This is a genomic window from Arthrobacter sp. KKT183 (genome assembly GCF_055657625.1).
Map to the genome: position 1 here is coordinate 673780 of NZ_CM145770.1, position 25808 is coordinate 699587.

20 protein-coding genes and 1 pseudogene are annotated in these 25808 nt (G+C 61.3%); 14 read left to right on the plus strand and 7 right to left on the minus strand.

Annotated elements, in window-relative coordinates; translation table 11 throughout:
- The first annotated feature begins 110 nt into the window (after positions 1–110).
- Positions 111–911: an IclR family transcriptional regulator domain-containing protein gene (locus ACZ2GY_RS03345; RefSeq protein WP_471672985.1), complete on the plus strand. Its 801-nt coding sequence runs from the start codon at positions 111–113 to the stop codon at positions 909–911.
- Positions 912–947: 36 nt separating this feature from the next.
- Here the strand turns inward: ACZ2GY_RS03345 and ACZ2GY_RS03350 are convergent, their stop codons facing one another.
- A complete protein-coding gene (locus ACZ2GY_RS03350) occupies positions 948–2969 on the minus strand; it encodes a transketolase family protein (protein WP_471672986.1) in 2022 nt (673 codons plus the stop codon).
- An 82-nt stretch (positions 2970–3051) separates the two neighbouring features.
- Between ACZ2GY_RS03350 and ACZ2GY_RS03355 the strand changes: the two genes are divergently transcribed.
- The 4 genes from ACZ2GY_RS03355 (at position 3052) to ACZ2GY_RS03370 (ending at position 6690) form a co-directional block, all read left to right on the plus strand.
- Complete coding sequence (locus ACZ2GY_RS03355; RefSeq protein WP_471672987.1) at positions 3052–4212, plus strand: ROK family protein; 1161 nt, start codon at positions 3052–3054, stop codon at positions 4210–4212.
- A gap of 121 nt (positions 4213–4333) precedes the next feature.
- A complete protein-coding gene (locus ACZ2GY_RS03360) occupies positions 4334–4789 on the plus strand; it encodes a PTS sugar transporter subunit IIA (protein WP_346028610.1) in 456 nt (151 codons plus the stop codon).
- Between the two features lie 35 nt (positions 4790–4824).
- The gene (locus ACZ2GY_RS03365; protein WP_056550377.1) at positions 4825–5097 is read left to right on the plus strand and encodes a PTS sugar transporter subunit IIB; all 273 of its coding nucleotides are present in this window, start codon (positions 4825–4827) and stop codon (positions 5095–5097) included.
- A 39-nt stretch (positions 5098–5136) separates the two neighbouring features.
- The gene (locus ACZ2GY_RS03370; protein WP_471672988.1) at positions 5137–6690 is read left to right on the plus strand and encodes a PTS ascorbate transporter subunit IIC; all 1554 of its coding nucleotides are present in this window, start codon (positions 5137–5139) and stop codon (positions 6688–6690) included.
- A 115-nt stretch (positions 6691–6805) separates the two neighbouring features.
- Here ACZ2GY_RS03370 and ACZ2GY_RS03375 read toward each other — a convergent pair whose 3' ends face one another.
- Positions 6806–8188 (minus strand): VWA domain-containing protein, encoded by a 1383-nt coding sequence (locus ACZ2GY_RS03375; protein ID WP_471672989.1) that lies wholly within the window; start codon positions 8186–8188, stop codon positions 6806–6808.
- 80 nt (positions 8189–8268) lie between these two features.
- Here ACZ2GY_RS03375 and ACZ2GY_RS03380 point away from each other — a divergent pair.
- The 3 genes and pseudogenes from ACZ2GY_RS03380 to ACZ2GY_RS03390 form a co-directional block, all read left to right on the plus strand.
- Positions 8269–8448, plus strand: a pseudogene (locus tag ACZ2GY_RS03380) (ThuA domain-containing protein); the annotation flags it as partial.
- On the plus strand, positions 8445–9290 hold the full coding sequence (locus ACZ2GY_RS03385) for a Gfo/Idh/MocA family protein (RefSeq protein WP_471672990.1): 846 nt from the start codon (positions 8445–8447) through the stop codon (positions 9288–9290). The pseudogene ACZ2GY_RS03380 and the gene ACZ2GY_RS03385, both read left to right, overlap by 4 nt.
- On the plus strand, positions 9259–9573 hold the full coding sequence (locus ACZ2GY_RS03390; RefSeq protein ID WP_471672991.1) for a hypothetical protein: 315 nt from the start codon (positions 9259–9261) through the stop codon (positions 9571–9573). The genes ACZ2GY_RS03385 and ACZ2GY_RS03390 overlap by 32 nt, the downstream gene beginning before the upstream one ends.
- Before the next feature lie 69 nt (positions 9574–9642).
- On the opposite strand, the gene ACZ2GY_RS03395 is transcribed toward ACZ2GY_RS03390, so the two are convergent.
- Both ACZ2GY_RS03395 and ACZ2GY_RS03400 read right to left on the minus strand, forming a co-directional pair.
- The gene (locus tag ACZ2GY_RS03395) at positions 9643–10578 is read right to left on the minus strand and encodes a hypothetical protein (protein WP_471672992.1); all 936 of its coding nucleotides are present in this window, start codon (positions 10576–10578) and stop codon (positions 9643–9645) included.
- Between the two features lie 255 nt (positions 10579–10833).
- The gene (locus ACZ2GY_RS03400) at positions 10834–11310 is read right to left on the minus strand and encodes a hypothetical protein (RefSeq protein WP_471672993.1); all 477 of its coding nucleotides are present in this window, start codon (positions 11308–11310) and stop codon (positions 10834–10836) included.
- Between the two features lie 388 nt (positions 11311–11698).
- On the opposite strand from ACZ2GY_RS03400, the gene ACZ2GY_RS03405 reads away from it, so the two are divergent.
- Together ACZ2GY_RS03405 and ACZ2GY_RS03410 are read left to right on the plus strand one after the other, a co-directional pair.
- Positions 11699–12337: an MmpS family transport accessory protein gene (locus ACZ2GY_RS03405; protein WP_471672994.1), complete on the plus strand. Its 639-nt coding sequence runs from the start codon at positions 11699–11701 to the stop codon at positions 12335–12337.
- 411 nt (positions 12338–12748) lie between these two features.
- A complete protein-coding gene (locus ACZ2GY_RS03410; protein WP_471672995.1) occupies positions 12749–13429 on the plus strand; it encodes a hypothetical protein in 681 nt (226 codons plus the stop codon).
- Between the two features lie 399 nt (positions 13430–13828).
- Here ACZ2GY_RS03410 and ACZ2GY_RS03415 read toward each other — a convergent pair.
- From ACZ2GY_RS03415 to ACZ2GY_RS03425, 3 genes are all read right to left on the minus strand, one after another.
- Positions 13829–14976 (minus strand): IS3 family transposase gene (locus ACZ2GY_RS03415; RefSeq protein ID WP_471672996.1). Its coding sequence is split into 2 segments (ribosomal slippage): positions 13829–14703 and positions 14703–14976, totalling 1149 coding nucleotides; the frame shifts between segments, so codons are not numbered across the junction.
- A gap of 386 nt (positions 14977–15362) precedes the next feature.
- Positions 15363–17504 carry a GmrSD restriction endonuclease domain-containing protein gene (locus ACZ2GY_RS03420; RefSeq protein ID WP_471672997.1) on the minus strand — a complete coding sequence of 714 codons (2142 nt, stop codon included), beginning with the start codon at positions 17502–17504 and terminating at the stop codon, positions 15363–15365.
- A 182-nt stretch (positions 17505–17686) separates the two neighbouring features.
- Entirely contained in the window at positions 17687–18355 is a 669-nt protein-coding gene (locus tag ACZ2GY_RS03425) for a competence protein CoiA family protein (protein ID WP_471672998.1), read from the minus strand.
- Between the two features lie 416 nt (positions 18356–18771).
- Between ACZ2GY_RS03425 and ACZ2GY_RS03430 the strand changes: the two genes are divergently transcribed.
- The 4 genes from ACZ2GY_RS03430 (at position 18772) to ACZ2GY_RS03445 (ending at position 25750) form a co-directional block, all read left to right on the plus strand.
- Complete coding sequence (locus ACZ2GY_RS03430) at positions 18772–21885, plus strand: DEAD/DEAH box helicase (protein ID WP_471673534.1); 3114 nt, start codon at positions 18772–18774, stop codon at positions 21883–21885.
- Between the two features lie 366 nt (positions 21886–22251).
- Positions 22252–23496, plus strand: a complete 1245-nt coding sequence (locus ACZ2GY_RS03435) for an ATP-binding protein (protein WP_471672999.1) — start codon at positions 22252–22254, stop codon at positions 23494–23496.
- The gene (locus tag ACZ2GY_RS03440; RefSeq protein WP_471673000.1) at positions 23493–24941 is read left to right on the plus strand and encodes a DUF6414 family protein; all 1449 of its coding nucleotides are present in this window, start codon (positions 23493–23495) and stop codon (positions 24939–24941) included. The genes ACZ2GY_RS03435 and ACZ2GY_RS03440 overlap by 4 nt, the downstream gene beginning before the upstream one ends.
- 320 nt (positions 24942–25261) lie before the next feature.
- Positions 25262–25750 carry a hypothetical protein gene (locus ACZ2GY_RS03445; RefSeq protein ID WP_471673001.1) on the plus strand — a complete coding sequence of 163 codons (489 nt, stop codon included), beginning with the start codon at positions 25262–25264 and terminating at the stop codon, positions 25748–25750.
- Positions 25751–25808: the final 58 nt, after the last annotated feature.

A 25808-nucleotide genomic window follows, 5' to 3' on the forward strand; every position in this document is an offset into this window, starting at 1 on the left:
CCGCTAGACGGACACTTGTCCGACGGATGCGAAGTTCCTCAACGATGGAAGCGGATCGCCGATGTGTCAAGGGTCACGACATCACTCATCACCAGCGCTAGGGACGTGTCATGCCTGAGCGCGGGCAGGGAGCGGATTTCATTGAGGCGCTGGCGCGGGGGCTGGATGTGCTGCGTCATTTCTCGCCGGAGCATCCGGTCATGAGCCTGAGCGAGGTGGCCAAAGCGTCAGAACTTGCCCGGCCCACCGCCCGACGCATCCTCTTGACGCTGCAGGAGTTGGGCTACGTCCACGTCCGGGACGGGAGCTTCTCCCTCACGCCGAAGGTGCTCGAGCTGGGCATGGCCTATGTCGGGTCCCTCGGGCTCTGGGACATGGCGCGGCCGCACCTGGAGTGGCTGGTGGAGCGGACGGGGGAGTCGTCCTCGATGGCGCAACTGGATGGGTCGGACATTGTGTACGTTGCCCGGGTGGCGGTGCCGAAGCTGATCGCGTTGCGGGTGGACATCGGCACCCGGTTTCCGGCGATGCGGACGTCGCAGGGGAAGGTGCTGTTGGCTTCATTGGAACCGGATCAGGCCCTGAAGGTTCTGGCTGAGCCGTCCCGTTCGGGACTTCCAGCGGCTCCGCCGATGAGCGACGAACGGGTGCTCGAGATCCTGGCGGAGGCCCGGAAGCGCGGTTATGCGTTGGCGGATGAGGAGCTGGCTCCGGGGGTTCGGTCCATCTCGGTGGGGGTGCGGGATGGTGAGGGCGTGGTGCGCGCCTCCATGAACGCAACGGTGCATGCCCAGGAAACCAGTGTGGAGACACTCATCAACGAGTACCTGCCGCTGCTGCAGGAAGCAGCTGCGGCGACCAGCGCGGATTGGGCCCGCTGGCAGGCCCGGCCGGTCAAGGCGATGCGCTAGGAGTTCGCCGCTCCTGCCTGGCTTGCCTCAAGTGACTCAGGAAAGCACCCGCCGGGCTGCGTCAAGAACAGCATCCAGATGGATTCCGCGCAGGCGCATAACTTCTGCGCCGGATCCTGACTCGCCGAACTCCTCGATGGAGACCACCTCGCCTGAGGATCCGGCCCAGCGGTACCAGGCATCACCCCGTCCGGCTTCGATTGCCACCCGGGCAGTCAACGACGGCGGAAGCACCGAGTCCCGATACTCACGCTCCGCTTCGCTGAACCATTCAACGCAGGGCATGGACACGACCCGCGCGGCGATTCCTTCGGCTTCGAGTTGGCGGGCAGCCTCGACCGCCAACGACACTTCGCTGCCGGTGGCGATCAACGCGAGGTCGTTTCCGTCGCCGCTCTGCCACCGGACAAAGCCGCCGGCTCTGGCGCCGTCTGCAGTGGCGGCGTCGGACTCCAGGACCGGTACATCCTGCCTGCTCAGCAACAGCGCCACCGGCCGCTGCGGGGATGCGAGGATGCGCTGCCAGACTGCGGTGACCTCAACTGCATCAGCCGGCCGGACGACGTCGAGCCCCGGCACAGTGCGCAGGGAGGCGATCTGCTCCACCGGCTGATGCGTGGGGCCGTCTTCGCCGACCGCCACCGAATCATGGGTGAAGACGTAGATGACGCCGAGGCCCATCAGTGCTGCCAGCCGGATGCTCGGGCGCATGTAGTCGCTGAAGACCAGGTAGGTGGATCCGAAGGGACGCCACGGTCCGTGCAGGGCGATGCCGCTCAGTATCGCGGCCATCGCGTGTTCGCGGATGCCGAAGCGGATGAACTCGCCGCCCGGGTTACCTGCAGAGTACGGTTTGCCGTCGACGGCGACATTGGTCGAGCCGCTCAGGTCGGCCGAACCGCCCCAAAGCCGAAGCGATTCCTGCAGCGCCTTGATCACCGCGCCGTTGGTCTTGCGGGTAGCCACCGGATCTCCAGGAGAACCCGCGGCGATTGCATCCAGCGGCGACGGATCGGTGGCGCCGTCCCGGAAGGCCTTCCAGCGCGCGGCGGCTTCGGGCTGTTCGGCTTCCCACGCGCTGTGCTCGCGCTGCCAATCAGCGTGCAGTGCGGCGCCGCGCTCAGAGGCAGCACGGGTGTGGGCCAGGATTTCGTCATTCACCAGCTCGCTGAGCTCAGCGGTGGGGGAGTAGCCGAGCGATTCCAGGACCGCGCCGACTTCCTCCTTGCCGAACCCGCCTGAGTGCGCCGCAGGAGTCCCGCCGAACTTGGCGGAGGGCGCGCCGATGACGGTCTTCACGGCCACGAGCGTCGGCTGGCCGGTCCGTTCCGCGGCGGCACGGAGGACGGATTCGATGGCCGCCAGATCGGTGGCGCCGTCGATCTCGAGGACCCGCCAGCCATAGGCGCGGTAGCGGGCGCGGACGTCCTCGGAGAAGGTGCCGGACGTGTCGGCGTCGATAGTGATGCCGTTGTCATCCCAGATGAGCACCAGATTGTCGAGACCCAGGCTGCCGGCGAGGCTGGATGCCTCCGATGACACGCCTTCCTGCAGGCATCCGTCCCCGGCCAGCGCCCAAACGGTGTGGTCCAGGTGATTCGAACCCGCGGTGAAAAGTGCCGCTTCATGCCTGGCTGCCATGGCCATGCCGACGGCGGAGGCAACTCCCTGCCCCAGTGGGCCGGTGCTCATTTCCACGCCGACGGTGTGGTGCACCTCCGGGTGGCCTGGAGTCTTCGACTTCAGTGAGCGGCTTGCCGCCAGGTCTTCGAGGGTGAGCCCGTAGCCGGTGAAGTACAGCTGGAGGTAGAGCAGGAGGCTTGCGTGGCCAGCGGACAACACGAACCGGTCCCGAGCCGGCCAGTGCGGATGCTGCGGTGAATGCCGGAGTATCCGCGAGAACAGGACGTGGGACAACGGTGCCAAGGCCATTGCCGTCCCAGCGTGTCCGTGTCCTTTCTGCTGCACGAGGACGGCTGGAATCGCCTGCGCAGCGGCGACCGCGCGGGCGTCCGCAATGGAAGGAAGCCCAACGGTGGAAGAATCTTCTCTAGTCACGGACGCCACTTTGGTATACACCTGTACTTAAGTCAATGGTTGGATGATGTGCGGCCGCAGTCGGCCGGGAGAAGGGGACGCAATGGTCAAGGGGATGGCAACCGGCTCAGGTGTGGCATTGAGTTTGATTCGATCGGGGCGTGCCACTACCCGGAACGACCTCATCGAGGTGCTCGGTTGGTCGCGGATCACCCTTGCCCGCCGGCTCGACGAGCTGCTCGACGCTTCCATCATCGTCAGCGTTGGCCAACTGGACTCCCGGGGCGGAAGGCCGCCGGAAACCTTCGCCGTCAATGCCGACGCAGGCCTGCTCCTCGCCGTCGATATCGGCGGCTCGCACACCCGCCTGGCCATCACCGATCTCACCTCGACGCTGCTGGCCGAAGACGAGGCGGATATCGGTCTCAATGAAGGCCCCACCGAGATCTTCGAATGGGCAGGGCAGGTCTTCGACTACATGCTCCGCAGCATGGGCAAGGAGCGTAGGGACGTCGTCGGGATCGGTGTCGGCGTGCCGGGTCCGGTTGATGTGGCAACCGGGCGGCTGGCCAGTCCACAGGTCTATCCCGAGTGGGACGGCGTGCTGGTGCGTGAATATTTCAAGACCCGTTATGACCACGCCGTGTTCGCTGTCGACCGGGACGTGAATGTCATGGCGCTCGCGGAGGCCCGTCGGGCGCCCACTGAGGAGCCGAACCTCGTGGTGGTAAAAGCCGGGATCGGCCTCGGACTGGCCTTCGTCACGGATGGTCGGGTCTACCGGGGAGCGCGCGGCGGCGCCGGTGATGTGAGCTGCCCGACGCTCGGCGGGGACCGCCTGCAGCGGTTGGAGGAGGTCGCCAGCGGTGCCGTGCTGAGGGCCAGATTGCTGGAGCGCGGCTACACGGTCCGCACCAGCGCGGACATCGTGGAGCTGGCCCGCCAGGGTGACCAGACAACGCTTTCCTTGATTGAGGAAACGGCGGCGATCATCGGGCAGACGCTTGCCGACGTCGTCGGCCTGTTGAATCCGGAAGCGGTGATAGTCGGGGGCAATCTGGCCCAGTCCGGAGATCCGTTCCTGCAGCCGATCCGGCAGGCAATTTTCGACGGCGCCAGGGACTTCGCCACGCGCGGCCTGGTGGTTGAGCCAAGCCGGTTGGGGCACGCGGCGGGCGTCACCGGCGCGTCACTGCTGGCTCAGGATGCGCTCTTCGAACCCGGCCGAATCAGTCGGATGACGCGCACCGGTACCACCAAATAGCTAAGCCGGTTGACGATAACGAATTGAAACCCACTTTGGGTTACTTGTAGACATAAGCCCCTTTGCGACGGTAGCGTGTGACGTGCGCCACCCCCTGCCCCACCAACGCAAAGGATTTGCTGTGAGCCTGAATCTCGCCGAAGAGTTGTCGTCGATCACCACGAAGGCGACGGCCTCCGACTGGAGGGCAGCAATCCGCCTCGCTGGTGACGGGCTGGTGGCCGGTGGCGTCACCACCGAGGCCTACACCGAGGAAATGATCACGGCTGTGGAGGAACACGGACCGTACATCGTGATTGCCCCTGGAATTGCGCTGGCACACTCCCGTCCAGCGGAGTCGGTCCTCAAGGGTGGATTGAGCTGGGTAAGCCTGGAAACCCCCGTCGAGTTTGGCCATGCATCGAATGATCCGGTGACCCTGGTCATCGGGTTGGCTGCGCTGGACCACACCGCGCATATCGAAGTACTCAAAGCAGTTGCCGGTGTGCTCTCCAACAAGGAGGTCCGGGCGCGGCTTGAAGCAGCGGAGACCCCGGAACAGGTCCGCGACCTCCTCAGTGGCCTGGCCACCAAGTAGACCGACCCTCATCAACCTGGACTGAAAGGCATCTCATGAAAATCGTCGCCGTATGTGGAATGGGCATTGGAACCTCAGTGCTCCTGAAGATGAATGCAGAGAAAGTTCTCGCCTCACTGGGCATCGATGCGGATGTCGAAGCCGCAGATATCGGTGTGGCCCGAGGCGCAGCCCAGACCGCGGACATCGTCCTCACCTCCGACGAGCTCGCACCCGAGATCGGTGACGTTCCGGCGGAAGTCATCATCATTGACAACTTCTTCGATCTCGACGAGATCACCGAGAAGCTCACGCCGGCCGTCCAGTAGAACCTTTCCGTCCAGAACAGTAGAGAAGGAGCTCCCACGATGGAGTGGCTCGTTGTAGTACTGAATTTCATAGGTCAACAGATTTTGAATGTGCCGGCCTACCTGATCGGCATCATCACCGCCATCGGTCTGATGGCCATGCGCCGCAATTCCGGGCAGGTGATCGGAGGCGCGCTGAAGGCAGCGCTGGGCTTCCTCATCCTCGGTGCGGGAGCCGGCGTCGTCGTCGGTTCATTGGATCCGCTGGGAGCACTGATCCTGGCCGTCACCGGCGCCCAGGGGGTGATCCCCACCAACGAGGTCATCACCGCACTTGCCCAGGAAGAGTTCGGTGCGCAGAGCGCGTACGTGCTGACCCTCGGGTTCATCGTGATGCTGATCCTGGCGCGCTTCACGCCGCTGAAATACGTGTTCCTGACCGGTCACCACATGGTGTTCATGGCAACCATGCTCACCGTGGTGCTGTCGGTTGGATTCGGTGACGGTCTGAGCTGGCTGGTTGTTCTCATCGGTGCGCTGCTGCTCGGCGTGATCATGGTGGTCATGCCGGCGTTCGCCCACCCGTGGACAAAGAAGATCACGGGCAATGACACCATCGCTATCGGCCACTTCGGCACCCTCGGCTACATCGCCGCCGGCGCCTCCGGCCAGGCTGTGGGCCGGCGAAGCAAGTCCACCGAGGACATCAACTTCCCGCAGGGGCTCAAGTTCCTCCGCGACTCGATGGTTGCCACCTCGCTCTCCATGGTCCTCATCTACATGGTGTTCGCGATCTGGGGCCTGATCGCCCTTCCGCTGGAGGACGCCCTGGCGATCTTCGGTGCAGCGGATGCCGGTGCCTTCATCATGGCGGGCTTTGGACTGGCGCTGCAGTTCGGTGTTGGTGTGGCGGTCATTCTCTACGGTGTGCGGACGGTGCTGGGCGAGCTGGTTCCTGCGTTCCAGGGCATTGCCGAGAAGGTTGTTCCCGGCGCCAAGCCGGCACTGGATATCCCGATCGTGTTCCCGTTCGGTGCCAATGCCGTGCTGATCGGCTTCCTCAGCTCCTTTGCCGGCGGCCTGATCAGCCTGGGCATTCTTGCCATCTGGCTCAACCCGATGTTCGGGCTGGCGCTGATCCTGCCCGGTATGGTTCCGCACTTCTTCACCGGTGGCGGTGCCGGTGTGTACGGCAACGCGACGGGTGGACGTAAGGGTGCTGTGATCGGCGGGTTTGTGAACGGCGTGATCATCACCATCCTGCCGGCGATCCTCCTGCTGGTGCTCGGCGAGCTCGGCTTCGCCAACAGCACCTTCGGTGATGCGGACTTCGGTTGGTTCGGCACTCTGATCGGTGTGAGCCTGCTGGGCGGCACCACGCTCGGTGTCGTGTTGACCATCGTGATTGCGATGGCGCTGGTGATCGCGGCCATCGCTTTCCAGCGCAAGTTCGTGGATACCGGCTGGGTTCCCGGCTCGAACCGCCAGGAATGGCTGGACGGTCTGAAGGCCGAGGAGAAGGCCCGGGCCGATGCGGAGAAGGCGCGCAAGGCGGAGGAGCGGAAGACCGCTGCGGCGTCGAACGCGGAAAGTGTGCCACAGAAGGCTGAGTAGGGGTTAGCGGTAGGGAAGGGCGGCACCGGAGGCGGTGCCGCCCTTTCTGTTCTTGGGGACTTTGTTACCGAACGACGACGGCGGCGCGCCTCCGCGGTGCGCCAGCCTTCCCTGGTCAGTTGCCCTGCAGCCGCTCGTAGTACTCGGTCCACTTGCTCTGCGCCCGGTTGTACACGGCCTCCCAGTTTTGCGCCCGCTCGCTTTCTGCCGCTTCCCAGTTTTCCGCGCGCGTTTCCTCGGCCCAGTTCCAGATGGTGCTGCGCCGCTGGTCAAAGAAATCCCAGATCTCGCTGCGGACATCGTCGTCGATCTCACCGATAAGGAGGTTGGCCGTTCGCTTGCCGAGCTCTGCCTCATCATTGGCAGTGCGTTTCAGTTCGGTGCTCACTTCATTGACGGTCCGCTTGATGTCACTGCTGGTCTCGCCGATTGCCGCCAATTCGGTGCTGCGCCACTCGTTCCAGGCGCGGAGCATCGCCCTGTTCTGCTCCTTCCAGTAGGCGTCAAGGTCTGCCGGTGAGTTGGCCTGGGTGTACTTGCCGCCGCCGGCTGCGGCGATGGCAGCGAGGGCTGCCTGGTCTGTGTCTCCGGCCTGGAAGCCAATGACGTTCACCACGGGCTCGATACCGGAGTTGCTCAACTGCTTGGCCGCCTCGACGGGGTCTCCGCCGCAGGTTTCGACCCCGTCGGTCACCACGTAAACGATGCCGTCCGTGGCGTTGCCAGGGAAGTCGGAAGCGGCATCGCTGATGCCCTGTGCAAGCGGGGTGTAACCGGTCGGTTGGACGGAGGCGAGGGTTTCTTCCAGTCCGGCGTCGTCCGATGAGCCGGAGTAGAGCACCTCGGTGGTTGCGCAGGATTCGGCCTTGCCGGCTTCCGAGGCATCGCCAGCGTGGCCGTACACGCGCAGGCTCACGGTGCTGCCCTCGGGGAGTTCCTCGGTAAATGCGAGCAGTGAGGCCTTGGCAGCTTCCATGCGGCTGCCGTTTCCGGAGCTTTCAGCCATTGAATTGCTGGCATCGAGCACCAGGGCGAAGTGGTTGTTCCCGACGCTCTGTTCTTCAGCCGGGGCAGTTCCGTTTGCGGTGGGTTCGTCGCCGCGCTCGCCGGTACCGGGGTCAAACCGGACGACTGTCTTGACGTTCTCGGCGTAGTTGCCGTGGATGAGCGCGAGGATCGCGTTGCTCCATTCGTCGGCGGTCTGCGGATCGCTTTCCCGCGCAGCGGCGAGGATGTCTTCCACCGTGCCCGCCTCGGCGTTGGGGCCGGGTTCGACCAGCAACGATTCTTCGAGTTCGGTCAGTTCGCGCGGTGCGTCGTCGAAGGGAACCGTGGCGAGCCCCGCCGCGCCGGCGGTTGCTGGAGAGCTGGAGGCGGCCGACGTCGTCGTTGGTTCAGGGGAAGCAGAGGTCCCCGGTTCGGCAGGCTCTCCGCCGGCACAGCCGGTGACGAGCGCAAGGGTGGTCGCAATGAGCAAGGGGGAGCGCAGTGAGCGCATGGTGAGACTTCCTTTGGTGCACAGTTTTCCCAGTCGAAGAAGTAATTCTACTGAGATCGTGTGGGCTTGCTGTTCGGCGCTTCAGCCCGGGCGACCAGGACTACCCGGTCTACCACCACAAGGACGTGCGCCGCGTGATCGCTAACGGCGTCGAGTGGGCCAAGACCCTGCGGCCCGAGCGCACCGATCCGGTGCTGCTGCGTTACGAGACCGAGGGCTTCTACACCGGCCACGGCTACCAGGGAGCGATGAGCAGTTGATTACCTTCAGAACAGTCGAGACCGCCGGGCCGCTGCGTGTGGTGCAGGTGGGTGCAGGTGGGATGGGCAAGGCGCGGATCCGGACTTTGCAAGCAAACGACGACGTCGAGCTGGTCGGTCTCGTGGACCTCAACCTGGGTGCCGCGCCGCAGTCGAGGAGTTCGGGCTGTCTGTCACGCTGGGCACGTCCGTGTCGGAGGTGGCGGCCGCGACTGTTGCTCACCGTCGTGAATGTGACGGTGCCGGCTGCGCATCATCCGGTGAATGTGGAGGCGATGTTCGCCGGGTTGCCGGTTCTGTGCGAGAAGCCGGTGGCGCCGACCGTCGCCGAGGGGTTGTCGCTGGTGGCTGCGGCGGAGGTGAGCGGGCAGCTGTTGATGATCAGCCAGCCGCGCCGGTATTTCCAAGGCCTGACCCAGCTGAAGGCACTGACTGCTGAGCTCGGGGACATCGGGGTGGTGACCACGGAGTTCTTCAAAGCGCCTCATTTTGGTGGGTTCCGGGAGGAGATGGCGCATGTGCTGCTGGTGGACATGGCGATCCACCAGTTCGATGCGGTGCGTTTCCTGCTGGATCAGGATCCGGTCTCGGTGTACTGCGAGGAGTTCAATCCGTCGTGGAGCTGGTACGACGGCGCTGCTGCCGCCACCGCGGTGTTCCAGATGAGCGGCGGCACCCGGTACGTGTACACGGGGAGCTGGTGTGCGGACGGGTTGGAGACCTCGTGGAACGGGTCGTGGCGGGTGAACGGTGCCGGTCGTACGGCGGTGTGGGATGGTGCGGGGACTCCTGTTGCGGAGCTGCTCTCAGGTGCTGCTTCGGTTCCGCCTGCTGTCTCATGAGGAGGAGATCGCCGGGGCGCTGGCCGAATTTGTATCGGCGTTGCGGTCCGGTGAGGTGCCGTCGGGGGAGGTGCACTCGAACGTCTTGAGCCTGGCCATGGTTGAGGCGGCGGTGCAGTCAGCGTCAACGGGGCAGCGGGTGCTTATCGACGACGTTGTCGAGGAAGCGTACCGGGTTGCCGTCGCAGAGGAGCGGCGTGCGGATTTGCGGACGGCGTTGGAGTCGTGGGGCTCGGCGAGGGGCCGTGCGGGGAAGCGAGTATCTATTGGGGCGAAGGCGTAATAAGCCGAAGGAGGAAGGAAGGCAACGCAAGAGTCAGCGTTGCCTTCCTTGTTCGAGCAAGTTGGCCGTCTACCGAATGGTTATGCTCCAAGCCCCTTCAGCGATCAACTCAAAGAGCCCTGTCTGCATGATGACAGTGCCGTCGTAGGGGCCGATGTCATTCACTCGGAGTTCGGGATTGAGCGAGTGCTGAATGAGCGCGATGTTGCTTGGTCCGGGGTAGCTGATACTGGCGGCCGCTGAGTCCCCTGCGTAACGGAAAATTGCGTCGCCAACTCCCTGGATCGGCGTCGAACCGTCGTAGCTGGGGAGGGACTCGAGAGGAATCAGTTCAATCTTCCAGCCTCCGTCGGCAGTTATCTGAAGGTGGGAAGTTTCTCCACCGTCACCACCGAAGGAGTCATCGAAAGCGACGACCCCAGAATAGTTACCTATCGTGTTGACCAATAGGTCGGTCATTTCGAGATTGGTGTCGAGGGTCTGGACCGCGAAGTTGCTGAAGCCCGTGTGGTGAATTCGCGCAGGCTGGAAGCCTTCCTTTTTCTTATCGATGGCTAGAACATCATCGCCATACCCTTCATATATGACAGGCTTCAGCGCTTCAGCCGCGCGTGCTTCCTCCTCAGCTTTCGCTTTGGCGACTGCCTCGGCTTCAGCCTTCTTGCGGGCAGCGGCTTCGGCTTCTGCTTTCGCTGCAGCATCTTCCTCGCGCTTTTCCCGAGCAGCGTTCTGCTTTCGCTGCTCCTCTTCTTCTGCCTGCGCTGCAGCTTTCAGGATCTTGGCCTGACTGCCCTCGTCATCAGGATGCACAATGCTTAGAACGGGTACATCTCCAACGGCGATGAATTCGCCGGCCTCAGGGCTTGTGTCCTCGACGACCCAGTTGCCGTTGTAGACGGATCCGGCCCTACCCATGCGCTTAGCGGAGCGATTCTCGATTGTGGGATCTGCGGCTCCGGATTCCTCCAGCACAGCCAGCGCTTCATCCAGAGCGAGCTCATCCAAACTGGGCATCTCTACGCCCGACGGTTCACTTTGTGTTGGGCCGGACGGTGACCCACATCCGGCGAGTAAAAGAATGGACAACACGGCCGCAAAAATAGGATGGTGTTTCACTGATTTGACCTTCTCGAACATCGGACCTGGCCCGATAGGACTCCCCAACGCCCGAACGGGCTGTCGCTGAAGATTATCCTAAACCGTTGTGGCCTCACACAGTGCCAGAAATCAACCGCTCGCAGGAGGTGGCAGCGAACCCATCTACTCGCAGCGCGTTAGCAATTCGGTTCCCGCGGCCTTCCATTCTTCAATGTCCAGGTCATAGCCGGCGGGAAGTTCACCGCGCGACGCGGCGCCGATATCGTCGAGCGGCTGAATGAAGACTTCGAGGTACGGCTTCAGCTCGTCGTCGGCATGGCGCATGATCGAAGTGAGTTCGGCGGCAGTTTCCTCAGCGAGGGCGAAGTCCGGCGCTTCCCCCGAGCTCATACCGGCGACAATATTCACCCCGTCGATCAGCGGACCGTCTTCTTCTGGTCCGATCAGCTGTGTACAGGTCGCCGCTTCAGAAACCACCAACGGTTCGGGGCTGCTCGAGGTAGGCGGTGGAGTTGCGGTTGGCGACGCAGTGGGAGCCGCGGTTGCTGACTCAACGGGGGTCGAATTGTCGGAAGCACCCTGCCCACACGCCGCGATCGCGAGGGATGTGAGAAGGATGACGGGAAATATCGGTTTCATTTTTGCTTTCCTCCGGAACAAGGAACGTGTGATGCACGGCGTACCCACTGCAGCCGGATCACACCGCAGTGAGTGTCAGCCTATAGAACATCAGGAAGCTTTGGATCTCAGCGATCCGATCCCCGTGCAGTGTTCTGACTATGAGTCGTGGATTATTGGGGGTTTCCGGAAAGGCTAGCAAGGATTACGAAGTCGCTAAGCAGGTGTCCCCTAGATTGCGTACCGTCTGAACCTGACGCTGAAGAAGCAGCGCCGGGAGGTTTGTACGCGGTAACGCTTCGGCATCAAGGCGTGAGAGTGTCACCGTCGACGCCTACACTTTCAAAGCAGGGGGATCACGTGAGTATTTCCCCTTCGTTCGCACCGCTTCATACTAAGGGGATCTGAAATGGCTCAGCAGTATCCAAATACCCAGCAAGCGCCCGCCAAGCAAGGTAATGGCTGGGGCATCGGCGCACTGGTCGTCGGTATCGTCGCGGTCATCGCCGCTGTCATCCCAGTTCTCGGCATGGTCGCATTCATCCTCGGTCCCGCAGCGATTATCCTCGGGATCATCGGTATCACCCGTAAGTTCCGCCCTCGCGGAACGTCAATCGCGGGCATAATTCTGGGCGTACTGTCACTTGTCATCGCCGGCATCGTGACTGCACTCACTGCCAGTTTCGTCCAGGCAGTAGATAACGAACTGAACGGACAGGCATCGTCGACTGCCGAGTCGGGCGAAGTAGCGGCGGGCAGCACCGTACTTTACGAGGTGGAAAGTGACGGCGCGACCGCGTCCGTTACCTACAGCACGCTCGAAGGTGACAGCTTTGGTACGGAGCAGGCGAACGGAGCCGAGGTACCGTGGTCCACAGAGTTTGAGATCGAAGAAGCGGGAGCGTTCGATCTCAACGTCTTCACCGTCACTGCGCAGGCTGAGCAAGGCGCTTCGGAAATCACATGCCGGATCACTGTCGACGGTGAGGTTATCGCGGAGCAGACCTCCACCGGAGAGTTCGCTGTAGTTACCTGCAGCAGCTCTTAGGACTCGCTGCTGACACCGTTGATGCCCTGCTGGTGATCCGGCAGGGCATCGTTGTTGCCGCCGGCACATCGCCCCTCGCAGATGCGCGTCTTCATATCGCTAAGCATGAGTCCGGCGAAGCGATCGGGGTGACTGCGTCGATCAAGAAAGCAGAGAGACCATGGGAAAACGATTCGTCAATCCGCCAAATTGGCCTACTCCGCCGCCCGGGTGGACGCCGCCTCAGGGTTGGCAACCCGATCCCGCATGGGGTCCAGCTCCGCCGGGACATGTCTTCTGGGTCGACGACGGTGTGGACGAGCGATATGCCATGCCCCAGCAAGGAGCGTCTCCCCCGGGGAGCTGACGTGGTTACCTATCACTGCGCTTGCGCTGGCGATCGTTTCTCTGCTTTTATGTTGGGTTCCGATCGTGAACAACGTTGTCGTGTTTCTAGGTCTCCTTGCGCTTGGATTCTCTATTGCAGCGATGATCTCCTCCTTCCGGAGGAAGCGCGCCGGCAAGGCAATGGCCATAACAGCGGGCATCCTGAGCATGCTGGCAATTCTCGGGGTATTTGTCACGCAGGCGTTCTACGGCTCATTGTTCGACAACTCGACGACGAGAGTGGAACCTGAAGCGCAAACCACGACTGGGCCTTCCGGATCGACGACTGAACAGCCTGTCACATCAGATGGGGACGACCTCGCGGCGCTCGGCCAATTGCAAGAGGTCGGAGATTACAACGTCACAGTCGATGCTGTGGCGCTGGATGCCAACCAACGGATTCTGGATGCCAACCAGTTCAACGAAGCGCCGGATGGACAGTACGTCGCTATAGAGCTCACTGTCCAGTACCTCGGTACGAAAGAGGGGAACCCCTGGCTTGATCTTTCGACGACATTCGTGGGCTCCGACGCAAGGCAATACGATGCGTCCGACTGTGATGCGGTGACTTCAAGCTCGGTGATGGACGTCCCAACGTTGGAGAATTCCGGCGTCGCGAGTTACGAAGTCTGCATGGACGTGCCCGTGGCTGCGATTGATGGAGGCGAGATATTCGTCGAGCGATCCTTCAGCTCCAACGCGAGAGCGTACTGGGCGATTCGGTGATGGTTACTTTGGCTTGACTTCACCATTCGGTCGAGCCACTCAAAGGTTAGGAGGGGCGCCCGGGGGACCTGCTCTCGTCGGTTCACAGGCTTGCTGATCGAACCATGTCGAGCTCGCGCCAGTGAGTGGCTGTGGCTTCAGAAAAGGCGGCCCGGCGTTCGGGCCGCGCTGGACGCGCAACTCGGCACCGATGCGCTTACGTTGGTCATCCAATCCTTGGACGGGGGTTGCCCGGCACCTCTTGTACGGGATGTTAGCCGCAGGCGTGAAGGGGCGGTGATAGCGGGCTAGTGCGTAGACGTGCCGCCCTCGGCGTCGATCGAGATTTTGGGCGTAGAACCACCAAGCCAGTAGAGTGCGACGTCGACATTGATTGGGTCCCGGTTAGCAGTCCAGTGGCTATGCGATAGCTAGTTGATTTTTCTGCGTCCAGGTGTCCCAGTACTGTTTCGGCGTCATGCCGTCGAGGGATCCGTGGGGCCGTTCATGATTGTAGATGTTCTTCCATTCCTCGGCCAAGTACTTCGCTTCGGCCATGGTGTCGATGATTTCCCCAGTGAGTTGTTCCCTTCTGAATTGGGCGTTGAATGACTCGGCGAACCCGTTCTGCCACGGGGATCCCGGGTCGATGAACGCAGTATCTACCCCGGCGGTGGCGCACCAGTTGACTAGGGCTGCGGCGGTGAATTCCGGTCCGTTGTCGGAGCGCACATAGGTTGGGGTGACGCCGGTTTCGGCGATGATGTCCTCCAGCACCGCGACTACATCGGTGGCGGTGAAGGACCGGCGCGGAACGATCGCCAGGGCGGTGCGGGTGTACTCGTCAATGACGTTGAAGAACCGGACATGCCGCCCACAGGAGGTCACATCGGACTGGAAGTCGAAGCTGATCACATGCATCGGGTACTCGGCCTTCAGCCGCTTCTGCTCCCCGGCGCCGGGCCCGGTGCGGCGACGCTTACGCGCCTTCGGCTTGCACGTCAGTCCTTCGGCCCGCCAGAGCCGGCGCACCCGCTTAGCGTTGAGCGCCACGCCAGCCCACTCCGGCTGGGCGAGCAGATGCCAGCGGGCCTTCCGCCACCCCCACGCCGGATGCTTCCCGGCGATGGCCCGCAACGCCGCGCGTAGCCGGGCTTCCTCGAAGCTGACCGCTGGCCGTGCCTTACGCAAAGCGGAACGATTCTGCCCCAGCACCTTGCACGCGAATCTCTCGGACGCCCCGAATTTCTCCACCGCCATGCGCACTGCACGCCGGCGAGGTTCGGGGCTCAGAATTTTCCCTTAGCCACCTCATTCAGTATGTCGATGGCCAGTTCTTTCTCCGCCAGCAACCGCTTCAGCCGGGCGTTTTCCTTCTCCAAGTCCTTGACCGCTTTGGTTTGGGCTGCGTTCTGCTCGGAGCCGTACTGCTGCAGCCACCGGTACCAGGTTGCCTCGGTGACCTGCAGCTCCTTGATGACCTCGATCATCGGCTTGCCGTCATTGAGCATTTTCTGCCCCTGCCGGACCTTCGCGACGACCTGATCAGGGGTATGCCTACGTGCCATAATCTGTGAATTTCCTCCTGCACCCATTATCGGATGCGAAACTCACACAGTCACCGGACTCCTACCCAGGGACCCAACCAGTGCCGTCGGGGGAGGTGCACTCGAACGTCTTGAGCCTGGCCATGGTTGAGGCGGCGGTGCAGTCAGCGTCAACGGGGCAGCGGGTGCTTATCGACGACGTTGTCGAGGAAGCGTACCGGGTTGCCGTCGCAGAGGAGCGGCGTGCGGATTTGCGGACGGCGTTGGAGTCGTGGGGCTCGGCGAGGGGCCGTGCGGGGCGCGGGGGTTCGAGGCTACCGCGCCGGCGCGGTAGCTCGCCACCACAGCAACGCCTCAGATGGAGTGACACCGAAAGCGGGCAGGATCGCCTGACTTCCGCGAAGGTCTCATGGCTGGTCGTTGGGAGACGAAAGTCGAGACCGTACCAATTGACTTCTCAGAGTCGAGAGGTCCACTCCTTGCTCTTGGTCAACTACCCAGAAGGTCCAGCCGTTCGTGCTTCGTTTAGTCACTCGCCTGCCCGCTCCCGATGGTGTATCAAATGGTTCATCGAATACGGCAATGAACCCGTTACTCAACACTCTTGCTCGTACTTCTTGCTCGGCGCTTCGAGGATAGAGATCCTGGTCGATCTGCAGAAGGCCAGCGCGGAGGAGGTCTTTCACAGAAACGTCATGATTGCTACCTTCCCGAACTTCTGCCTGCGTAACCCCCAGAGCTTCAGGGGGAACCGGCCAAACTTCGAGCAGAGCCTGCAACAACATCTGCGTGCGTTGGTTTATTAGATCTTCGTTCCACCCATGAGAACCGAGCTCAATAATCCCTTGGTTGAGGAGTAGAACGCTGTGCTGATTTAGCGCGGACAGTTTTCCTTTGGTTCCCAGCCACGGGCCGTTCGATATCTTACTGTTGAGTCCTCCCGCGACCAGCGTCAGATTCCCAAGCCTGTGCACATGCTTGTCACGCTCGATCTGCGCGCCGAGGTCCCGGCCAACTGGCCATTTCGCGCGCCAACCTTGCGGTAAGAGGTGTTCTATTGAGTGAGTATCCCTCTGCACTCGCCCTTCGGCGAATGAGGCCTTGTTAGTGCCGTAGCCTCGGTGAAAATCCTCGAGCGCTTCCAAGATCATCCGTGTGAAAGACCGACGGAATCTGGTGTACACCGATGCCTGGCTTAGCTCAGCAATGATGTCGTCGTTGGATGGCCAGGCTAGATTCGGTGAACTTGCTTCGACAAGGAGTTGCGATAGTCGGTCTCCTGCAACCTCCCTTGAAGACTGATCGAGCTGTGCAATCAAATCCGCGATGAACTGTCCAATCCCTGCGTTGCCCGATCGCATGAGTGCCCGTCTAATAAGCCAGCTCTCTAGGGACCGACAAAATTTCTCAAGTTGCGCTGAAGGTACGGACGACTTCGCGGGATCGGTTGCCCAGACGAGGAGTGGTCCGGCACTCTGAGTCCCAAGCACTGAAGTTCTGTAGACAAGCAGCTCAAGCCTGCTTAGGTCTCCGGCCTTAACCCACGAGGCTTCGTTCCAGGAGCGATATCGGAGGGCGGAAGCGTCAATCTCACTCAGCATCTGAGTCATTTTGGTTTGGGTTGATTGTCCGTCGGTGAAAAGCTTGAATTTCCGAAATACCTCTTGAACCGGAACCTCTTTCCCTGTACGTGCAATAAGCCAATGACTGAGAAACAAAGAGATCCTCGGTGCCGGAACCCGACCAACGCTCACAGATTTCTCCCAGAACTCAGTCTCGAACTGGGACCAGAACTTTTTGTACATCTCGTCTGTGTCTGCGCCGTCAGCGGCGAGCCTCTGGAACACGAAGTTCTTGACCAGGTCTGCTCCAGAGAGCGGAGTTCCTCGGGCGTTGAGAGTCTCGAAAATCTGTTGTGAGTCCTCATTATGCTCTAGCTCGATCGAGACCAGATTTAGCTTGTGCATCAACGCACGAGTTAGCTGCTGAGACTTTTCAGCCATGTCGCCTCCTGCCAACCAAGACTCGATCTTCGTCCTGAAGTACGTGTGCGCTTCGACCAAAGAACCGCGTACATTCGCCCCAGATTCGTACTGCGGAGAATCGTCACCTTGCCTGATTACATAGTCGTACTCCGCCTGGTTCCGAGTCGTTGGGGTGAGCTTGAATCGGTCAGAAGGTGGTAGAAACGACTCACTGTTCCGGAAGTGTGCGCGAAGGTACTCCGCTTCCGGCACGTCTTGTGCCTTGAGCTCCAGGAAAGCCGCGTGAAACAGTAACTGAAGTGTGGTCAGCCGTTGCTGGCCGTCGATCACCGTGCGACTCTGCACCGCCGTCGCGCCTGCTACTTTCTGGAGAACGATAGCGCCAAGGAAGTGGGGCTCATGATCCTCACCCGCCGCTATCGAATCGGCGAGACGCTGTACGTCTTCCCATAGTGGTGCCCACTGCCTTTCCTCGTTCCAAACGTAGGGCCTCTGAAAGAGCGGCACTAGAAGTCGTTGGCCGGTTTGAAATACCTCTTGGAGGTTTTTCACGTTGGTGTCCACGCTGACCCGTCCTCTCTATCGACCGCTGCACGCAATGACCGGATTGCGGCAGAAAATTCCCGCAATCCGCTTATTCCAAGTATGGCGCGTTTCGCGAGTACAGCGTCAGGCAACATCGAGAGCCTGCTACTAGGATCAGCCCCCTCGAGGCTCGTAAGACTTCGAGACTTTCGCTGCCAGAATCAATCGATAGGCTGTGGCCCTTCGATCGGGGGAGCGAACTTACCCAGGCGGCTATTCTCGTTCAGGAGCGGGATGTTCAATCCGGATTTGAGTATTTCAGCATTGACCAAATCTATACGGCGCACCCATGCTCCACTTTTACGCCCAGCACCTTTTGCGTTCTTGTAGATGTCTTCGCCAGGGAAAGCCCACTCCCGTTTGCCGTCGACTATCTCCATAATGACCTTGATCAAAGGCGTTGCCTTAGCCCGAAGGAAACCGGTTCGTGAGTCAAGCTCAGCAGTTGTGCCATTGACTTCGATCCTGTAGGGGACGGAAGGATGCCCCTCTTCCCATGGCGAGAGGATTCCGAATGGGGGATACGACGAACGTACGTGGACGAATGCGCCACGCGTTGTGAATACCTGTCGCTGAACGTCAGATGACAATTTTGCAGAGTCTGTGATGAGCCACATAACCTCGTGTCCTAAGGATTTACGAAACTCCGTCCTTTTCACGATGTCGGTGTCCCAACGCTGTATTTCAAGAACCAGTGACCTGTTGGTCATTAGGTTGCGGATTAGGACATCTGCGTTCGAGCGATAGTCCTCAATTGTCGCGCGAAGGTGCCCAAATTTCTCTATCTCTCTAACGATCTGATGTTGGTACCAGCGGTGTTCATCGCTCATCGGGCCACCACCCCTCGTCGTATGGTCATGTTTACGGGCCGTGTAGTGCTCGCAATCCACAGAACCAGGGGCGTTCCGAAAATGTCTAAGACCTCTCCGATCAACGGATACGAGGACGATAGAGCATCCACGAGTGGGGCATTTCAACGCGGGTTTAGTCGCTCGAATCATTTGCCAGTCGGCTTCTCGGTGCACGTTCAGCAGCGGTCCGTTTGGTTCCTCCCAGAGAACCGCGTCTTGCTTTGAACCCTTGCTTATGCCTAGATGTGGCATCTGCCCCCTGTCTCCAGATTTTGCATCAGGATAGTGCACACATCTGACATTTCTGTCTACACCATCAATGGTGTGGAATATCGATAACCAGGCTCTACCCTGGTCAGGTGAGCCAAACCGATGGGGGAGGGGCAGCGCCGCAGCTGCCCGAGGGGCTGTATGAGCTCCTGAAAACTGACGTGATCGCCGCACGATTGGCGGCAACACCGGAACTGAACGCTTCGTTCGAGCAGGTCGATGAGAGCAACTCCCCTGACATCCTCTCGCGTCACGTAGCCAACGCCGTGCGACATGCCTTGGCGGAGGCTGCCCCTGAGGCGCGCGTCCACATCGCCAACAGAATTCTGGGACATCTCGGTCATGCGTCCACCATCGCACCCGGCCCCCAGGAACTACACGGACTTCACCGGCCTGAAAACCTACGACGCCGTAGCGTCAAACGACCCACCACACGCCTCAGCGAGTCGGCACTCCTTACCAACAGCAAGGATGGACCCAACCTTGCAGCAGAAATCAGAACGGAGATGGACTCGGCCAACACAGTCGATCTCCTCTGCGCCTTCGTCCGTTGGACCGGACTCCGCCTGTTGCACCCCGCCCTTGAAAGGCTTCACGAACGCGGGGTAAGGCTCCGAGTCATCACCACCACCTACATGGGCGCAACTGAGCGCCGTGCCATCGACGAACTCGTTACCCGCTACGGCGCCGAGGTCAAGATCAGCTATGAAACCCAGGCCACCCGCCTTCACGCCAAAGCGTGGCTATTCAGAAGGGACACGGGCTTCGACACCGCCTACGTCGGAAGCTCCAACCTCAGCAAAGCTGCCCTCCTTGACGGGCTCGAGTGGAACGTCAGGCTCTCCAATATCGCCACGCCCACACTGCTGAAGAAGTTCGAGGTCACCTTCGACAGTTACTGGGAGCAGCGAGCCTTTCAAAGCTATGATCCCGAGCGAGATGGCGACAAACTCGACGCAGCACTCGAGCGTAACGGTGGCAAAAGCATCATAGCTCCCGACGGCGTCACTGGACTGGAGGTCCAGCCCTACCTACATCAGGAGGAGATGCTCGAAGCGCTCGAGGCGGAGCGGCTAAAGGGCCACACCCGTAACCTCCTCGTCGCGGCCACAGGAACTGGCAAGACCGTCATCGCCGCCCTCGACTATAAACGCCTCAGAGAAGCCGCAGGCCGAAACCTTACGCTCCTCTTCGTCGCGCACCGCCAGGAAATCCTGCGCCAATCCATGCGCACCTACCGCAACGTCATGCAAGACGGCGCTTTCGGCGAGCTCTACGTCGGCGACAACAAGCCGACACAGTGGAAGCAGGTCTTCGCATCGGTCCAGTCACTCAATGCCAGAGGCATCCAGCAGCTCGAACCCAACATGTTCGACATCGTCGTCATCGACGAGTTCCACCACGCCATGGCGCCTACCTATCGAAGTCTGATCGACCACCTCACACCGCAGCAGCTACTCGGTCTCACGGCGACACCTGAGCGAAGCGACGGCGTCAACGTCGCCAACCAGTTCTTCGACGGTCGTACGGCGAGTGAACTTCGACTCTGGGATGCCCTCGACGCCGACCTCCTTGTGCCCTTCCACTACTTCGGCGTGTCCGACGACGTCGACCTCAGCCAGGTGGAGTGGAAGCGAGGAAACTACGATCTCGCCCAGCTCGACCGCCTCTACACAGGTAACGACGCCCGCGCAGCCAAAGTCATTCGCGAACTCCGGGACAAAATCACCGGAACCAACCAGATGCGTGCCCTCGGCTTCTGTGTCTCCGTTCAGCACGCCCACTACATGGCCGAGGTTTTCAACCGCGCCGGCATCGCGTCGAGAGCCCTGCATGGTGGAACGGACGACGACGAACGCGCGCTTGCGCTCACACAGCTACGCGACCGCCAAATCAACTGCATCTTCACCGTTGACCTCTTCAACGAAGGTCTCGACCTTCCCGAAGTAGATACGATTCTCATGCTTCGCCCGACCCAGAGTGCAACAATTTTTCTTCAGCAGCTTGGCCGCGGGCTGCGGCGCGCTGAGGAGAAATCGGTCCTGACCGTGCTGGACTTCATCGGGCAGCAGCGCCGCGAGTTCCGCTTCGACCTGCGGTATCGAGCGCTCACGGGATTCGGTCGAAAGCAGCTGGAGAAAGCGGTCGACGACGAGTTCCCGTTCCTGCCGTCTGGTTCCCAGATCGTTCTCGACCGTGTGGCGCAGCGAGTCGTGCTGGAGAACATCCGGGCTCAGTTGCGGTTCAACCGTGCGCAACTTGTGCGTGACATTGCCTCCTACGGCGAAACGGTTCTAGCCGAGTACCTGGAGCGATCCGGCAATGACCTGAAGGTTATCTACCGCACGACGAAGGACTCTTGGACCGGGTACCTGCGGCAGGCCAGTCTGATCGAGGGGCTTTCTCCAGGAGAGGCCGCCGTAACGGGTGGGCTGGCAGAGCTTGAACAGGAGAAACAACTCCTGCTGCGCATGGTACGGCTGCTTCATGTGGACGACCCCGAACGTGCCGACGCGTACGGGATGCTCGTCAGCGAGAGCGCTCCGCGTTATGAAAATCTGGGACCAAGGGAGCAGACGTTCGCTCGAATGCTGTTTTACACCGTATGGAGCGACGGTGGCGGTTTCCGAACGTACGACGGCGGCCTGGACCACCTGCGTCGGTTCCCCTTCGTATGCGACGAAATCAAGCAACTCGTGGCGCTGGGTGTCGCTGATTCAAAACACGCCGCAAGAAGCCTCGGCGCCGGGCTGCAACATGTTCCTCTCCTATCCCACGCAACGTACCGGCGCGAGGAAGTTCTAGCAGCACTGGAATACGGCTCCCTTGAGCTCGGCAAGAACGTGCAGCACCGCGAAGGCGTTGCCTGGTGTCCAGCGACGTCGACCGATGCCTTCTTCGTAACCCTCAGTAAGGACAAGCAAAACCATTCGGCGACGACCTCGTACAAGGACTATGCGATCGGGCCGGACCTCTTCCATTGGGAGTCGCAGAACTCGACCACGACGACCAGTCCCACGGGGAAGCGGTATCTAGACCACACATCACGAGGGTCTCGGGTGTTACTCTTCACCCGCGATACTGCGGAAGACGAGAGCGGACTGACGGTGCCCTACACGTGCCTCGGGCAGGTCGATTACGTCCAGCACTCGGGTGAGAAGCCCATCGCCATAACCTGGAAGTTGCATCGCGCCATGCCGGCGGACGTGTTTGCAACGGCATCGGCCGTTGCGCGGTAGCGGATTGTTGCGTCGCAGAGGACTCGGTCAGGACCGGCCGGCCCGAAGATAGCGCCAGTTTGAGAAGACGGACCGAGCCGGCGAGTTGACGGGAAGTCTGGGTGGAATGCCCGTCCTGACTTGGCTCACGGATCCCAACCGGCAATGTCGTTGACCACCCCAGCGTCGCGACTCGCGGCTCGGACGGCCAATTCGCGTTACTCCATCGCCACGGCCCACGCACCCGCTCGGAGATCTGACAGGCACATTGCGAAGGCTGGCCGGTGTACCGCGAGGCGTTCAGAAATGCCAGTGACCGAGGCAGCGGCCGATAGGGAGACAGGGAGGCTGGCGGAGTTGTCGAAGCCCGCAGATAGACTTCAGGGTGTGAGCATCACGGGTAACGGGGGAGACCTCAGCTATGGCTCGATTCTGCGAGTGCGGCGGGTTGATGAGGAGGCAGGCCAGGTCTGGTTCGACCGCCGCGATGGCGCATCGGGCTGGTTCCGCCGCTCTCTGGTTGACAACGTGGAGGCAGGCCAGATTCTCTACGTGCCAGACGAGGTCGACGATGACGATCCGGTCAAACTGCTGTCCGAAGAAGACTGGCTGATTCGTGGCGGAGACGTTGCAATCGTGAGCTTGATCAGTGAAGACGGATCGACGGCTGTTCTTGAACTCAACGGCAGGCACCAGACGTTCGCACAGCGGGAGACGAAGCCATTCGTCAAGGGTCAGACGATTGCCGTCGATGCGGGCGGACGCCCGGGACCCGTGCTGAGCAGCAAGCCCATCGACCGGTTCGGTCGCGGGGAGGACGATCTCGATCCCGCGAGCTTTGTCATTGACCCGGGTGATGTCTCGTTAGCCGACTTCGGTGGCTCGCGCGCGCTGGTTAAGCGAGCGCTTGAGCTGGCGCACGTCGCCCTCGACCCTGCGCAGCGGCTTCAGCGGATCGGCGTCAACCCCGTCAAAGGCATACTCTTCAGCGGCCCGTCTGGCACCGGCAAGACGCACCTCGCCCGCGCCCTGAGCAAAGAAATTGGCACGCGCTTCTACTTGGTCGATGGGCCAGAAATCATCAACAAGTGGGTGGGTGAGAGCGAGCAGCGGTTGCGTTCGTTGTTCCGGCACGCCGAGGAGCACGCGCCGGCCATCATCTTCTTTGACGAACTTGACAGCATCGTGGCTAGTCGGGGAGACGATGTCCCGGAGTATGCGAGCCGCTTCGTCGGGCAGTTCCTGACCGCCCTTGACGGGTTCGAGGCCAGTCAGGGCGTGCTGGTGATTGCCTCAACCAACCTCCCCGGCGCGCTCGACACCGCATTACTCCGACCCGGGCGGCTCACATTCAAACTCGAATTCGATGGTAGCCCGAGCCCCGAAGATCGGCTGAAGATCCTGGAGGCATCTGCTCGCGGGGTGCACGGTGCCGAGTATGCCGACTGGCAACTCTTGGTCGAAACTACCGACGGTTGGAGCGCGGCAGAGCTGGCAATGATCTGGACCGAGGCCGGTGTCTTGGCGGTAGTTGACGAACGAGATGAGCTCTGCGCGGAAGACGTTGCTGCCGGGCTAGTCCGGGCCGCTCGCAACCGCGGTGTGTCCCGACGCCAGGAGGGACGCAAATGAGCGTTTCCGCCATCGTTAGAGCGCCCTTCATCGCAGTTGGGCGCACATGGCGACGACGACGGCAGGCCCACGAGTGGAAGCATAAGCGGCGCGAGTTCGTCTACCTCGACGAGACCAGCGTCACCAGCCTGATGGCCGCTCGGCACGGCTCGATTCCCGAGTCGTTCAAGGAAACCCTCAGCACCACCAACTCGTCCGACGCAGGCACCTCGCTCACGCTCCCGTCTACGCCCGCAGCACCCGGGGTAGGCATGTCAACGCGATCAACGTTCTCTCGAACGACTTCACATGAGGTGGTGCGCCGTGCCGTGGCCCAAGGCACCTTTCGCAGCCTACGGATCGGCGACACGGACCTGCGGGTCTCGGTTGAAGACCAGCCAGACCGTCCAAAGCCGGCGGCAGTTTCCACCGCAGAGGCATTGGCACACCACCTCCCTAAGCTCGAGAAGCAACACCGCGCAGTGCGCGCACAAGACCTCCTCCGGGGGGATGTCGTCGAGGTCCAGGTTGAGCTAAACCCGGAGTGGAGCTACCAGTTCACGACGGCCGTGTCATCAATGATCGACCTCGTTGAAGGGCGCGCCGAGATGTTTGGCATTGAGGAGAGTGCCTTGGGAGAGGTGCAGGGGGTGCTTGAATTGCTCTCTCGTCTTCTCGTTGACTTGGTGCCCCTCCAAGCCCGAGTGACCAGCCACCGCCTTGTCGTGGTCGACGACGTTTCATGGCTTGTCGACGAGTCGATGATCATGGGCGGTAGCGTGCTCGATAACGACGCGAGGGAAGTGCACCTCGCGGGTGTGACGGAGCTTCCCCTCTACTGGAAGGACGTCCGCCGGGTGCTCTTCGCCGGCTCGCACTACTCGGTCTATGCCCGGATCTCCAGGTCCGCGATCCAGACATCATGGTCACCGGTGAAGCTCGCCGATGTCTTTGACCGCTTCCTCCCTGATGTCGGCGACCAGATCCGCGAGCTCCCCTACCTGCTCCAGAACGCCCAAAGTGTTGCTGGCGCGGTTGAACGCCCGGCGGTTTCCGAGGTGCTCCGTGACAAGGGGCTTGTACCGTTCGGACGCGACCTCGCCCAGCTGGCATCCCGGAACATCTCGGGAGAGTTGTTGTTGGAGGCTGCCACGACCGCTGCACGATCCGTAGTCACGCCGGAGGAACTACAGGACGTCGGGATCATGCGAAGCGCGTTCGAAGAGGTAGTCTCGGCAGTCGAGGCCTCCCCATCGCTAACCGCGCCGACCGGGACGGCTCGGGTTGTGCCAACCGAAGCGGCTCGGATTGACCGGCATCTAGTGCGGACGCTTCGTGAGACGCACCACGCGGTCGCTCGACTCACGTTCCTCAACGAGTTGGCTGCCACCGGGGGGCCGGGGACTAACGAAGGGGACGCGCCTGTGAACTTCCTTGAAGCAGAGGTTGTGGCGATTTACTGGTGACTTCCGGCTAGTAGCCGCATCGCTATTTCGCAGCAGGGATCTGCAAAAAGGGTGGGTAATACCCACTTGACCGTGCAACAGTCCCCTTCTATTGTTTGCGGACCTCTCTTCTCTTCGCTGGTCAAGGAGTCGCGGCTCAGAAGTCCGAAGTCGAGCCAATGTGGGTGGCTTAGCCGTATGTCGTAAGCTGGGAGCTACCCACGCGACCGGGCTGTGCTTTCTATCCCTCGACAAGGCGCGCGAGGCCGCAACTACACTAAAGCCGGGTGTCGGTCATGTCTGACCGAGGCCCCCACCAGTCATGCGGCTATGGTGTAAGCATGGCTCGATTCAGGTTGACAGGTGTTTCCGGCGGGGCAGCCGGCTTCTCCGGTGGAGTGCAGTGGGATATCGTACCCAGCGACCGTGACATAGTCATAGCTGTGATCGATGACCTGGAAGACCGTCGCATGCTTTGGGAAGCTATTCCGCGCGAGCGCGCCGATCACTGCGCCGCATCTGCGAGCTACATGCGGACACTCATTAGTACTCAACTGAAGACGCCTGGCATTAGCCCGCCTCTCAAAGCTGAACTGAAGACGTTGCGGCGTCACTTTGCCATGTTCATGACAAACATGACTGATGCGGGGCTCGATGTGCCTGGAGCAGTCAATCCCGACTCACTTGAGCGAGTCCTCGGCTGGTTGCGGTCAGCCGTGGGTGAGCAGCTCGGCCTACTCGCTGCTCAGTACTCGATTGATGTGGACGAAGATCTGGCGAGCATAATCCCGAATCAAAACAGCTGGTTCTTCGAGGAGCTTAGTTCCTGAGTTCGTCAAGGACTTTGGTGCGGGACGGCTCGCACACTCGAAGATGGTCGCGAGAAAG